This window comes from Rathayibacter sp. AY1B4, from assembly GCF_002932815.1.
GTDB lineage: Bacteria > Actinomycetota > Actinomycetes > Actinomycetales > Microbacteriaceae > Rathayibacter.
The window spans coordinates 1-12,847 of record NZ_PSWN01000020.1; the positions used below are offsets into that span (position 1 = coordinate 1).

Genomic DNA, 12,847 nt, shown 5'->3' on the forward strand with positions numbered 1-12,847 from the left:
CCGGGGCGGCCGTGCCCATGGAGGGCGTCTGCACGATGAACCAGCGTCCGCCGGTCCCTCCTCCGCACCGCCCTGATCGGGACGACGACCGCTCTGCTGGCCGTCCTGGTCGCGGCGGCGCTCCTGTTCCACGCGTCCGGCGGACGCTGGTTCATCGTGCAGACGCCCTCCATGGGCACGGCCGCCCCGGTCGGCACCCTCGTCCTCACCGAGCCGACGGCCCTCGAGGACGTCCGGGTCGGCGACGCGGTCAGCTTCCACCCCACCACCACGCCCGACGAGACCTACACCCACCGGGTCGTCGAGATCGCGGACGACGGCACGCTCCGCACCCAGGGCGACATCAACGGAGCCGTCGATCCGTGGGCCACCGGCCAGGACCAGCTCATCGGAGTCGTCACCACGGCGCTGCCGGTGCTCGGCTGGCTCGTGCGCGGCCTGCCGCTGCTGATCATCGGCGCCGTCCTCGTGCAGCTGCTCACCCGCTTCATCGCCTCGCCCACCCAGCGGGCGTCGATGCGGATCCTCGGCCTCTCGCTCGTCGCGTCCGTCACCGTCTTCGTGCTCCGCCCGCTGGTCGGCATCGTCGTCCTCGAGGCCACGGTCGACAGCGGCACGACGAACGCCACGCTCGTCTCGACGGGCGTCCTCCCCATCCGCGTGAGCGCCGAGGGCGCCGACCCCGTCGACCTGGTCTCCGGACAGGTCGGCCGCCTGCAGATCCCGGCGCACGACGGAGACGCCTACGCCCTCTCCTCCGCTCTGCACCTGCCGTTCTGGGGCTGGGTCCTCTTCGTCCTGCTCTGCGCGATCCCGGTGCTCTACACGGTCTTCGTCGGCCTCCCCGGCGAGCCGGAGCGGACCGCCGAGCGCGGCCGCCGCGCCGCCCGCGAGGAGGAGACGGCATGAGCCGGCACCGCCTCTCCGCCGCCTCGCCGGCCGCGCGGCTGCGCACCCTCCTCGCCCGCCCGAGGTCTGTCGTCGCCGCCCTCGCCGCCGCCGCCCTGGCCGCCGTGCTGCTCACCGCCCCCGCCACCTCCGGCGCGTACACCGCGTCGATCCTGAACTCGACCAACACGGTCGGCAGCGCCGCCGCGTTCTTCACCTGCGACGGCGCCCTCGCCGCCGACCGCGGGGCCGCGCTCTTCGCCTACACGCTCGCGCAGCCGAGCGGATCGACGACCGCGCCCGACACGGACTCCGGCCAGTACCCGGGCACCTACCGCTCCACCAGCCTCTTCCCGACCGCGATGGTCAGCTCCGCCGCGACGCCCAAGGCCTGCCCGCGCGACGCGGGCGGCTCGTGGACGCCGAACGGCACCAACCAGTACCTGAGCACGCCGCTGGAGATCAGGAACCCCGGCACCTTCAGCACCGAGATCTGGTTCAAGACCACGAACGCCGGCGGCAAGCTCTTCAGCTTCAGCGCAGGCGCCACCGCTCCCGGCGGCCAGTACGACCGCCACACCTACATCGGCGCCGACGGCAAGCTCGTCTTCGGCGTCTACAACGGCGCCGCGCAGACCATCACGAGCACCCGAGCCGTCAACGACGGGCTCTGGCACCACGTCGTCTCCACGCTCTCGCCGACGGCGGGCATCGCGCTCTGGGTCGACGGCGTGAAGGTCGCCTCGAACAGCACGTACCGCACGGCCGAGAACACGACGGGCACCTGGAAGATCGGATACGACAGCCTGGGCGGCCAGTGGCCGAACGTCGGCTCCTCGTACTTCGGCGGGAGCCTGCGCTACGCCGCGGTGTACTCGACGGTCCTCACGCCGGAGCAGATCCAGACGCACTACGCGGCAGGACGCTGAGCGAAAGGCCCGGTCGGCGGCGCCTCCGCAGCCCTAGGGTGAGCGGATGACCGCCCCCGCCCTCTCGCGCCGCGCCCGCTTCCACCAGCGGTTCCTCGTGGAGGAGCGCGTGATGGCCCTGGAGGAGCGCCGCGGCCTCGACCGGGCCGGCTTCGGCCTCATCGGTGTCGGCGTCGTCCTCTTCGCGGCCTTCACCGCGCAGGTCGCGAGCGGCACCGGCCTCACCGTCCTCGATCCGGTCGTCGCCGAGTGGTTCCGCGAGAAGCGCTCCGCCGAGGGCACGGTCGTGATGGACGCGCTCGCCACCGTCTTCGGGCCGGTCTACCTGCCGGTCATCATCCTGGCGGTGCTCGTGCTCTGGTTCGTCCTCGCCCGCCACCTCTGGCGGCCGATCCTCCTGGCCGGCGGCATGCTCGTCGGGATGCTCAGCGTGCAGCTGGCCGCTCACCTCGTGATGCGGATGCGCCCGCCGGTCGAGTACATGCTGCTCGGGCCCGACGGCACGTTCTCGTTCCCCTCCGGCCACGTCACCGGCGTGAGCGACTTCTTCCTGATCACCACGTTCCTCCTCGCCTCCCGCCGCTCCTCCCGGAGCTGGATGATCGGGGGCTTCGCGCTCTCGCTCGGGATGATCGCCGGCCAGATCGTCGCCCGGCTCTACCTCGGCTACCACTGGTTGACCGACACGCTCGCCTCGGTGTCGCTCGCCCTGATCGTGCTCGGCTCGGTGATCGTGATCGACACCCGCCGGACCGCGGTCGTGCGGGGCGGCGCGGACTGACCGGCGCGGCGCCTGCCTCTGCGGCGAGGAGCCGACCGCGGGAGCAGGCCCTGTCGTCAGCCCCGGTCGGCCGGATCCTCCTCGGTGACGATCGGCACCGGCTCCGTCACGCCGATCGTGCTGACGATCGGGACGATCCCGGTGCGGGTGAACGGCTCCTCGGCGGCCGGCGCCGGCTCATCGGGCAGCGGCGCGTGGTCGACCGCGGCCGGCGCCGACGGGTCGGACGCCGTGAGGCCGGATCCGCTGCTCGGCGCCGTGACGACCTGCGCGGTGTCCGCCTGCCCGGCCTCGGCGCCGTCGGGATAGAGGACGTCGGCGGCGAGGGCCTGCTCGATCCCGCGGTCCCGGCGGGTCCGGGCGCGGACCGGCGCCACCGCGCGCACGATCGGGGTGCGCAGGCGGCGGTAGGCGATCCGGCCGAGCGTGACTCCGCCGGCGAGGCCCAGCGCGATCATGCCCGCCTGGAGCAGGAGCTCGATCCCGGCGCTCGGGCCGGCGTTCGAGGTGAGGCCGAGGACGCCGCGGTAGAGGGTGAGGCCGGGCAGGAGGGGGACGATCGCGCACGCGGTCGTCACCACGGCGGGCACCCGCATCCGCTCGGCCAGCATCTCGCCGAGCAGGCCGATCGCCAGCGCCGGGAGGGCGTTGGCCATGAGCGGCGCGAAGCCCGAGGTGGTCAGCGAGTCGGAGACGAGGAACGCGCCGGCTCCGGTGAGGGCGGCGATGAGCGCGGGCCGCGGCGGGGTGTGCGACGAGAGCGCCCAGGCGCCGGCCGCGACCCCGGCGCCGAGCACCTGCACGGCGGCCGGCCAGGGGCGGGCGTAGGAGTCGACCAGCACCAGCTCGACCCCGAGCGAGCGCGCGCCGTCGAGCACCACGGCGATGCCGACGACGATGCCCAGCGTCAGCAGCCCGACCTCGAGCAGCCGGCCGCCCGCGGTGATCGGGAACCCGTTGATCGCGTCGTCCGCCGCTCCCACGAACGAGAGCCCGGCGAGGAGCACGACCACCCCCGACGCGACGACGAGCGCGGGCGGCAGCACCGCCAGCTCCACGGGCAGCCGCGGCACGACCGCGAGCAGCACCACCGCCACTCCGGTCGCCAGCGCGGCGCCGGCGATCTGCTGGAAGAAGGCGGGCAGGCCCCAGCGGGCGAGCAGCTGGTTGACCAGGTCGATCGCGGCGGCCGTCGCGGCGGCGAGGAGCACGACGAGCGGGCCGCCCCCGAGCAGGAGCGCGACGCCCGCGGCCATCAGCGCGAGCGTGAGGGTGACGACTCCGCGGCGGTAGCGGTGCGGCTGGACGAGGATCGCGTCGAGCCGATCGTGCGCGGCCTCGAACTGGTGGCGGGCCTCCTCGCGGGCCTCGGCGGAGTCGACGGCGTCGGCGACGCGCACCTCCGGCGAGCCCTCGGTGATGGCGGTGACGAGCGCCGTCACGCGGGCGAGCCGCTCGTAGTCGGCGCTGCGGGAGGGGACGACGCGCAGCACGCTCACGCTGGGGGAGTCGTCGCCTCCGTCGTGCACGACCAGGATCGACGTGAAGGTGAGGTCGACCTGGCACTCGATGCCGTAGGCGCGGCACACCCGCTGGATCGTCTCGGTCACCTCGGCGGCCGCGGACCCCAGCGAGAGCAGCGTCTCGCCCAGCCGCACGGCCAGCTCGAGCACTCCGCGGATCGTCTGCTCGGCGAGGAGCGCGCGCTGCGCTCGACGGCTCACCGGGGCCGCGGGCCGCTGCCCGCCGAGCTTGCCGACGACCTGCTGCAGAAGACGAGGAGAGCGCACCGTCCAGGGTAGGCACGCGGGGGCCGGTCCGGGGACGGGTTGCGCCGGCGGCTTCTGCGCGGATGCCCGGGCAGCAGCCCTCAGAAGCAGGCGAGCACCCGGGTCGTCAGCCAGAGGGCGGCCTCGAGCTCGGTGTGCAGCTCCCGGCCGAGGGCGAGCCAGCGCTCCTCCGCCTCGGCGCTCCTCCAGCCCTCGAACACGTCGCATCCGGACGCCCAGAGCTCCTGCCAGCGGAGCAGTGGTCCGTGCAGGGCCTCCGGGACGCCGATCGCACCCGGATCGTCGATCGGGCCGTCGACCGCCCAGAGCGGATACTCCGCGCAGTGGTCCGGGTACAGGCGGAGGTCGGCGAGCCGCCCCTCCCGATCGGCCCGCGCGCGGGCGAGGGTGTCCTCCTCGGTCGCGAACGGCGGGACGATCCACTCGATCTGCGTGACGGGATCGACGACTCGGCGTTCCACGGCTCCTCCTCCGCTCCTCGATGCGCGCACGACGGTAGCAGGGCCGTTCCGCGCCGCATCGGAGGGGGCCTGCCTACACTGGCGAGCGACTGCGTCCGCGAACGGGCGGGCGGGGCGAGGGGTGGGAGCGCATGAGGGTTCACGAGCGCGCGGTGCGGCACGGGCGGCTCCGGCGGCGGTCCGGGGTGCGGACAGTGGTGGTCGGGATCGCGGCGGTGGTCGGCGTCCTCGCCGTCAGCGCCACCTCGCTCGTGGCGATCGCGACGGTGAGCATCAGCCGGAACGTCGCCGACAACGCGGTCGATCTGGGCGTCGCTCCTCCCACCGCCGGGAACGTGCAGATGGGCGCGGTCGAGGGCGGCTTCGACGTCCTGGTGGTCGGCACCGACAACGACGCCACGCAGGGCGACTCCTTCGGCGTCCGCGACGACACGCTGAACGATGTGAACATCCTGCTCCACGTCTCGGCCGACCACCGCAGCGCGACGGTGATCAGCTTCCCGCGCGACCTGATCCTGGACCGTCCCGCCTGCACCGACCCCGAGACGGGCGTCGTCACCGAGGCCGCCGCCGGCGTCCCGCTCAACTCCGCGTTCCAGTACGGCGGGCTCGCCTGCGTCAACGACACCCTGCAGCAGTTCACCGGCCTGACGGTGCCCTACGCCGGCTGGGTGTCCTTCAACGGCGTCATCGAGATGAGCAACGCCGTCGGCGGCGTCCCGATCTGCCTCACGGGTCCGATCCTCGACACCGACTCGGGCCTCGACCTGCCCGCCGGCACCTCCACCGTCTCCGGGTCGATGGCCCTCTCGTTCCTCCGCAGCCGCCACGGCGTCGGCGACCAGAGCGACCTCAGCCGCATCTCGTCGCAGCAGCAGTACCTGGCCTCCCTGATGCGCACCGTCCGCTCGGCCGACACCCTCTCGAACATCCCCGCCCTCTACGGACTCGCGCAGGCGACCTCGTCGAACGTGCACCTGTCGACGTCGCTCACGAGCCCGGCGACGATGATCTCGCTCGCCCTCGCACTGAAGGACGTCGACCTCTCGAAGATGGTGTTCGTGCAGTACCCGGCGCTCGACGACCCGGACTATCCGGGCAAGGTCGTGCCGAACGCCGAGGTCGGGGCCGAGCTGATGAACCGCGTCCTGAACGACCAGCCGGTGACCCTCGCATCCGACGCTCCGGCGGAGGAGGCGCCCGCGGAGGAGGCGCCCGCGGAGGAGGCGCCCGCGGACGGCGGCTCGGCTCCGACGGATCCCGCTCCCGTCGCCGTCGACGCTCCTGGCCAGACCGCGGCGGAGGAGACCTGCGCGGTGCCGTCCGACTGACCCGACGGGTCTCGCGACGACGAAGGCGCCCGGGCGGTGTGCCCGGGCGCCTTCGTCGTGCGCGGTGCGCGGCCGTCTACGCGCGGCGGCGGCGCACCGTCAGGGCGAGGCCACCGAGGATGCCGAAGGCGGCCAGGGCGAGCGGCGCGGTCGTCGAGACGCCGGTCGAGGCGAGGACAGGGCGGTGGCCGCCCGTCTGCGCAGCGGGTCCGGAGCCGGCCGGGTGCACTGCGGGCCCGGCGCCGGCAGGGTGCGCCGTGACGGCGGCGACCGCGGCGGAGCAGTCGGCCTCTCCGACGATCGGGTCCTCCTCCGTCAGCGTGTAGTCGTAGGAGGTGCTCGCCACGAGACCGCTCGACGTGCCGCGGGCGATGACGCAGTAGATCTCGCTCGCCGGGTCCTGCAGCGGGTACTCGCCGAGGGAGATCAGGCTCCAGCCGAGCGCGTCGACGCCGACCTCGAGGCTCGAGCCGCCGCCCGTGAGCGTCTGGCGCGCACCCGAGGTCGAGAAGACGCCGATCGAGACGGTCTCGTCCGCGCCGAAGCCGAGGAGAGCGCCACCGCTGGTGGGCTGTCCGTCCGCCGGGGCGGGCTCGGGCGAAGCCCCCTGGGGCCAGATCTGGATCGCGGTGCGCGAGGGAACCTGCTCGAGCGACGACGTCACGGAGCGTCCGCTGGTCTCTCCCGTGGCGGTCACGGAGAAGGTGCCCAGCTGGTCCGCCATGGTGTCGGCGTCGAGCAGGACGAAGGCCTCGCCCGAGAGCGGGGTCGGCGCGGGGGGCACGAGGGCGGAGGTGCTGCCGTCGGGCGCGGTGAGCGTGACGGACACGTCCTCGCCGCGGTCGAATCCGCGGAACGAGGCGACGACGCCGTGGATCCGGAACTCTCCGACCTGGATGTCCGCACCGGCCGGGAGCACCCCGCCGTCCTCCCGGTTCTGGAAGACGACGCTCGTGTCGGGCTGCGTCACGGTCAGCTCGACGGCATCGGAGGCGACACGGGCGCCGGAGGCGTCGAGTCCCTCCGCGATGACGGAGATCGTCTCGCCGGGGAGCGGGAGATGGGGGTCCACCGCGACGCCGTCCGCGTCGGTGGGGAGCCAGTCCCGGAGGCGGAGCTCGCCGGAGGCGGTGATCACGCTGGTGGTGACGGCCTCCTCCGAGTCGCCGTCGCGGAGCACGACGACGGCGACGGTGCCGGGCTGGAAACCGGTCCCGGACACGTCCAGGCCGCCGGCCCAGCCCTCCGCCGACGGGATCGCGGAGAACGCCGAGCCCGCTTCGTAGGTGGTGCGGTCGAGGGCGATCGCCAGGGGCGACTGCGCGCTCTCGACGGGCGCGGTGGTCGGAGCCGGAGTGGGCGCCGGGGTCGGAGTCGGCTCCGGAGTCGCGGTCGGCTCCGGAGTGGCGGTGGGCTCCGCGGTGGGAGCCGGCTCGGCCGGTGCGGGGCTCGAGGCGGCGTCAGGGACGACCTCGGTGGCCAGGGCGACGGACGGGAACGCGAGCGCCCCCAGCAGTGCCGCAGTGGTGATGATGGTGACGCCGTGGCGTCGTCGCGCAGAACGCACGATTCCTGCTTTCTCCGAGCCGCTGATCGCGGTCGGCTTCCCCATGAGCGGGGGACGATCGCCCCCTGTGGCCGAGTGTGTCCTATGCGGAACCTCAGCCTGTGCCGGATCCTGCAACGATCCGATCACGCCGCGCGGCGCGAGGTGACGGTTCGGTCACGGCCGGGCGCGGCGATTCCGACGGGCCGGTGGTCGTCGCTCTCCGGAGGCTCCTCAGACCGGCGGCACGACCAGCAGGACCACGCCGATCGCGGCGCTCACCGCGGCCACCACGCACCAGCGCTCCGCTCGTGTCCCTGCGGCTCCGCGCGTCCGCGCCACGGCGCCGAGCCCGATCGCGAGCACGGCGATGCCGATCTGCAGGGCCACCGTCGTCCGGATCAGCGCCCACGCCTCGAAGGCGCTCGCTCCGGTCGATCCGGTGGCGAGGAGCGGCACTCCGCCGACGCCCGCCGGCACCAGCAGCAGGCCGGATCCGATCGCGAGCGCCGCGACCAGGTGGGCGAGCACGTCGTCCAGCGCGGTCCGTGGGGGCGCGCCGACCGGCCCGAGAGCGGCGGCGCCAGGCCTCATCGCGACAGTGCGGAGATGCATGGGGCGAGCGTAGGCCCGGACCGCACCCGGGCGGACCCCCTGTGGAGGCCCCTGTCCGGTGGGCATTCCGAAGGAGGATCGGCGCTGGGTGCGCAGTCGACCGGCCCGGTCCTCCGGTCGCCCGTCGACGCCGTCCGAGCGGTTCGCGACGCGGCCCCCGATGCTTGCGCCACGGGCTTCAGCCGGGCGGCGCGGGATGGGTACGGTCGTCGCGAGCCGGCCTCGCGGACGCGGAGGGCCCCGGACGAGGAAGCGAGGACACGGTGAGCAACGGCGTTCAGCAGCTCGTCGACGCGATGCTCGACAAGGTCGAGGCGGAGCAGCCCCACATCGACCACACGATCACGATGACGCCGGTCAACGCGCTCTTCCTCCCCGTCCACGCGAGGGAGCTGCCGGCCCGTGATGTGGACGGGCCGCTGCGCGGGCACATCTACCGGGACTGCCTCGTGTGGGAGCAGGAGTTCCTCGATCACGTCGTCATCGTGTCGCCGGTGGTCGGGCGGGTCCCCGAGGAGGCCTGGGTGCCGAGCTACTACGGGAACCTCCGCACCGGCGACATCGGACCGTTCCCACCGTTCGTCGACGACGACGAGTGAGCGGAGGCGCTCGAGCGTCCCCGTCGGCCCGGCCCGCGGTCCCGGTCGGCCTCGTCTCTCCCTGCACTCGGCACCGCCGTCTCGGGCAGGATCAGGGGATGCTCCTGCAGACGATCACCACCGGATCCGGACCGCGACACGTCGGGCTGGTGCACGGCCTCGGCGCGTCGGCGACGACCTGGGGGCCGTTCGTCGAGCGGCTCGTCGCGACCGGCCGCTACACGGTCACGGCCGTCGATCTGCGCGGGCACGGCGCGAGCCCGCGGGCGGAGTCCTACCGGATCGACGACATGGCCGCCGATCTGGTCGAGTCGCTGCCGGCGGGACTCGACAGCGTGGTCGGCCACTCGCTCGGCGGCGCGGTGCTGCAGCGCGCCGTCGCCGGACTCGCGCCCGGCCGGGCCGTCTACCTCGATCCCGGGTTCGCCCTGTCGCTGCCGACGAGCGGCCTCGCCGGACGGCTGTTCTGGGCGGTGCCGCTCCTGTCGCTCGGCCTCGCCCAGCTCGGACAGGCGCGGGCGGGCGCCGCGGTCCGCGCCGCCTACAGCCCTCGGACCCGCGCGCTCCTCGACGACGCGAAGAAGCGGTTCGACTCTCGGATGGCTGTCGGCGTGTTCCGGGACGTCGCCTTCCACCCGGTCCCGGTCGAGGCGCCGGCGGTCCCGTCGACGATCGTGCTCTCCGACCAGTCGCCGGCGGTGCTGCCGGACGCCCTGGCCGCGCGGCTCGAGCAGCGGGGCTGGCAGGTGCGCCGGCTCTCGGGCGTGCACCACGACATGCAGCTCGAAGATCCGGACCGGACGTTCGCCGCGATCGTCGACGTGCTCTAGGCGCGCCCCTCCGCGGGTCGGGCGCCGGTGGGCGGGAATTCCCCGGATGCATCCGTACCCGCGGATCGAGACGGCGGGCGATCCCGGAGGCCCGCCCGCCGTCCTCCTGCGCCCGCCGTCAGCGGACGGTCGTCGCGGCGGTGTCGGTGTTGCTGCGGATCGACGGGTCCGGCGTCCTGACCGAGAACGCGGCGGCGAAGGCGGTCGCGGTGCCGGTGCCGGTGGCCGTGACGGTGATCCTCTCGGTGACGGTCCGCCCGTTCGCGAGACTCGAGCGCGGGAAGATCACGATGCTCCCGATGCGGCTGTACGAGCCCGTGGCGGAGACGAACTGCACGGTCGGGGGGAGGACCACCTTCGAGAAGACGGACGTCGACGCGGAGGGTCCGGCGTTCTTCGTGATGAGCGTGTACGTGAACGTCCTCCCCTTCACCGCGGTGGTCGGAGCGGAGACGTCGACGCGCAGGTCGGCCCTCGTGGTCGCCTTCTGCGGAGAGACGGTCAGCGTGCTCGCCGCCTCGACGGTGCCCGCCGGGTTCACCGCGCGGAGGGTGAAGCCGTACGTCCCCGCGGTGGTCGGGGTGCCGGTGAGGCGGCCTGAGCCGTCGAGGGCGAGCCCGGGAGGCAGAGTGCCCGACGCGACGGTGACGACCGGCGCCGGGGATCCGGTCGCCGTGTACGTGAAGTCGTAGGCGGAGCCGACCACGCCGGCCGCGGCCGTCCCCGAGAGGGTCGGAGCGGTCGCCGCCGGTCCGACGGTGAGGGTGTGGGGCGCGCCGGTGGTGGTGCCGAAGGTGGTGCGGGCGGACACACTGAAGGAGGACGCTCCCTCGACGGTCGGGGTGCCGGAGAGGACGCCCGCGGAGGTGAGGGTCAGGCCGGCCGGAAGGGACCCGGAGGCGAGCTCGAACGTCGACGCGCCGCCGGTGGCGAACGTGTAGGAGAAGGGCGTTCCGAGAGGCGCCGTCGCCGGAGGGGCGTCGGCCGTGAAGACGGGCCGAGCGCCGAGGGCGAGGCTGTGGAAGCTGCCGCCGGACACGGCGGTGGCGCCGGTGAGTCCCGCCGGCACGGAGGCCTCGCCGAAGCCGTCGTAGCCCCAGGCGGTGACGGTGCCGTCGCGGCGCACAGCGAGGCTGTGGTACCCGCCGGCGGCGACGGCGGTGACGTCCGCGAGGCCGTCGGGGACGTCGGACTGGCCGTCGCTGTCGCTGCCCCAGGCGACGACGGTCCCGTCCGAGCGCAGCGCGAGGCTGTGGGAGGCTCCGGCGGAGACGGCGGTGACGCCGGTGAGTCCCGCGGGCACGTCGGTCTGCCCGAAGGCGTCGTCTCCCCAGGCGGTGACGGTGCCGTCGCGGTGCAGCGCGAGGTCGTGGAAGCGGCCGGCGGCGATGGCGACGACTCCGCTGAGCCCGTCCGGCACGGTCGCCTGTCCGGAGAAGTCGTATCCCCAGGCGGTGACGGTCCCGTCCCCGTGCAGGGCGAGGTTGTGGTAGCCGCCGGCGGCGATGGCGGTGACGCCGGCGAGCCCGTCCGGCACCGTGGCCTGCCCGTCGCCGTCGTCGCCCCAGGCGGTGACGGTCCCGTCCCTCCGCAGGGCGAGGCTGTGGTTCACGCCGGCGTCGACGGCGACGACGTCGTCCAGACCGGTCGGCACGGTGGCCTGCCCGCTGCTGTCCTCGCCCCAGGCGGCGACGGTGCCGTCGCTGCGCAGGGCGAGGCTGTGGGAGCCGCCCGCGGCGATCGCCGTCGCGTCGGTGAGCCCGGCCGGCGCAGCGACCTGCCCGCTGGAGTCGTCACCCCAGCCGACGACACCGGTCGCAGCGGGAGCCGCGGCGACCGCGGACAGGGGAGCCGTGGTCCCGAGGAGGAGCGCGACGGTCGCCGTCAGTGCGAGCAGGCCGAGCGCCGGCCGAGGCCTCGTCCTCCGCTCAGGGGTCGAGCGGGCCGTACCGGCGTCCGGGTCGGTCGGGCGGGAGGCGGAGGGAGAGCGCATGCTGGAGCCTTCGATCGGGTCGACCGTGGGCGGCCGTCTCCGAACAGTGGCACCCGGTCCCACCGCCGACAACAGCCTCTAGCGGACATGTCCGCAACAGGGCAGGGGCCGGTGCGCGGAGGATGCGTCGGCCTCGGAACGGGCCCGCGGAGCATCCCCCACCGGTGCCGGGGCCGGTCCCGACGGATCGCGCGCAGGCGTCTCGCGCAGACCGATCGCGGCGAGACGTTCTCCTCCCGGCCACCCGTGCCGGACGCCCCGGCCCCTGCCGTGGCCGCATGACAGCAGCGGAGTCAGGACGTCCCGGAGCCCGTGAGCGGGGCTCGAGCGGGATTATCGCGGCCGGCGCCCTGCTGCTCGCCTCGGCCGGGCTGCAGCAGCTCGCAGCCGTCCAGCGCTGGGCCGTCGCCGGGCCGATCCTGGGCGAGCAGGCGATCGAGGACCACCGGTACGACTACTCGTGGCCCGCCGATCCGTGGGAGAACGTCGGATCGGCAGCGCAGCTGCTCGGGATCGGGGACCTCCTCGTCGCTCTCGCCGTCCTCGCCGCGGTCGGTCCGGGACGGCGGCGCCCGGTCGCGGTGATGCGGATCGTGGTCGCCGCGGCGTTCGGCTGCCTCGGCCTGCACGCGGTCCTGTCCGGGATCCTCGGCGCACCGACGATCCTGCAGGCGATGCTCCCGGCGGTCGTGCTGGGACTGGTCGCGCCCACCGCTCTTCTCGCGCTCGCGGTCCTCATGGCGAGGACGTCGCCCCTCCGCGCCGCGTCCTTCGTCCTCCTGATCGGATCGACGCTGCCCGGCTACCTCGTCGCGACGTTCGCGATCGCTCCCGCGCTCGTCGGCTACCAGTCGTACGACACCACGCCCTGGACGGAGTCGGTGGTCGCCGCCTCGGTTGCGCTCGCCGGGGCGGCGCTCCTGCTCGAGGCGCTGATCCGCTCGATCGTGCATCGCGCGGGGGCCGTGCCGCGTCGCGAGTCGCCGGGAGCCGACGCGTCCTGATCGAACGGCGGGCTCACCCGGCCCGCTCGGTCGTGCCGATCCCTCCGGACGCGAGGAAGGGCCGCCCCGAGGGACGGCCC

General features: G+C 74.2%; 12 protein-coding genes. 7 read left to right on the plus strand and 5 right to left on the minus strand.

The features are described from left to right. The first annotated feature begins 156 nt into the window (after positions 1–156). From C5D66_RS12705 to C5D66_RS12715, 3 genes are read left to right on the plus strand one after another with little or no spacing between them, the layout of a single operon-like run. Positions 157–909, plus strand: a complete 753-nt coding sequence (locus C5D66_RS12705) for a S26 family signal peptidase (protein WP_146083081.1) — start codon at positions 157–159, stop codon at positions 907–909. After that, the gene (locus C5D66_RS12710; protein ID WP_104247132.1) at positions 906–1,817 is read left to right on the plus strand and encodes a LamG domain-containing protein; all 912 of its coding nucleotides are present in this window, start codon (positions 906–908) and stop codon (positions 1,815–1,817) included. The genes C5D66_RS12705 and C5D66_RS12710 overlap by 4 nt, the downstream gene beginning before the upstream one ends. Before the next feature lie 46 nt (positions 1,818–1,863). Beyond that, positions 1,864–2,598 (plus strand): phosphatase PAP2 family protein, encoded by a 735-nt coding sequence (locus C5D66_RS12715; RefSeq protein ID WP_104255932.1) that lies wholly within the window; start codon positions 1,864–1,866, stop codon positions 2,596–2,598. Between the two features lie 56 nt (positions 2,599–2,654). Here the strand turns inward: C5D66_RS12715 and C5D66_RS12720 are convergent, their stop codons facing one another. Both C5D66_RS12720 and C5D66_RS17225 read right to left on the minus strand, forming a co-directional pair. Next, on the minus strand, positions 2,655–4,388 hold the full coding sequence (locus C5D66_RS12720) for a threonine/serine exporter ThrE family protein (protein WP_181125765.1): 1,734 nt from the start codon (positions 4,386–4,388) through the stop codon (positions 2,655–2,657). 80 nt (positions 4,389–4,468) lie between these two features. Then, positions 4,469–4,849 (minus strand): hypothetical protein, encoded by a 381-nt coding sequence (locus C5D66_RS17225; RefSeq protein ID WP_104324363.1) that lies wholly within the window; start codon positions 4,847–4,849, stop codon positions 4,469–4,471. A gap of 131 nt (positions 4,850–4,980) precedes the next feature. Here C5D66_RS17225 and C5D66_RS12725 point away from each other — a divergent pair, with 131 nt between their 5' ends. Then, positions 4,981–6,180, plus strand: a complete 1,200-nt coding sequence (locus tag C5D66_RS12725) for an LCP family protein (protein ID WP_104274396.1) — start codon at positions 4,981–4,983, stop codon at positions 6,178–6,180. A 76-nt stretch (positions 6,181–6,256) separates the two neighbouring features. Here the strand turns inward: C5D66_RS12725 and C5D66_RS17230 are convergent, their stop codons facing one another. Together C5D66_RS17230 and C5D66_RS12735 are read right to left on the minus strand one after the other, a co-directional pair. Next, positions 6,257–7,747 (minus strand): hypothetical protein, encoded by a 1,491-nt coding sequence (locus tag C5D66_RS17230; RefSeq protein ID WP_181028803.1) that lies wholly within the window; start codon positions 7,745–7,747, stop codon positions 6,257–6,259. Between the two features lie 213 nt (positions 7,748–7,960). Beyond that, positions 7,961–8,341 (minus strand): hypothetical protein, encoded by a 381-nt coding sequence (locus C5D66_RS12735; RefSeq protein ID WP_146078433.1) that lies wholly within the window; start codon positions 8,339–8,341, stop codon positions 7,961–7,963. Positions 8,342–8,604: 263 nt separating this feature from the next. Between C5D66_RS12735 and C5D66_RS12740 the strand changes: the two genes are divergently transcribed. Both C5D66_RS12740 and C5D66_RS12745 read left to right on the plus strand, forming a co-directional pair. Next, positions 8,605–8,940, plus strand: a complete 336-nt coding sequence (locus C5D66_RS12740) for a hypothetical protein (protein WP_104255926.1) — start codon at positions 8,605–8,607, stop codon at positions 8,938–8,940. Positions 8,941–9,038: 98 nt separating this feature from the next. Beyond that, complete coding sequence (locus tag C5D66_RS12745; protein WP_104255925.1) at positions 9,039–9,770, plus strand: alpha/beta fold hydrolase; 732 nt, start codon at positions 9,039–9,041, stop codon at positions 9,768–9,770. Between the two features lie 118 nt (positions 9,771–9,888). Here C5D66_RS12745 and C5D66_RS16855 read toward each other — a convergent pair whose 3' ends face one another. Further along, complete coding sequence (locus tag C5D66_RS16855; protein WP_146079293.1) at positions 9,889–11,763, minus strand: DUF11 domain-containing protein; 1,875 nt, start codon at positions 11,761–11,763, stop codon at positions 9,889–9,891. A 278-nt stretch (positions 11,764–12,041) separates the two neighbouring features. Here C5D66_RS16855 and C5D66_RS12755 point away from each other — a divergent pair, with 278 nt between their 5' ends. Then, the gene (locus C5D66_RS12755; protein ID WP_104255924.1) at positions 12,042–12,767 is read left to right on the plus strand and encodes a hypothetical protein; all 726 of its coding nucleotides are present in this window, start codon (positions 12,042–12,044) and stop codon (positions 12,765–12,767) included. Positions 12,768–12,847 lie beyond the last annotated feature (80 nt).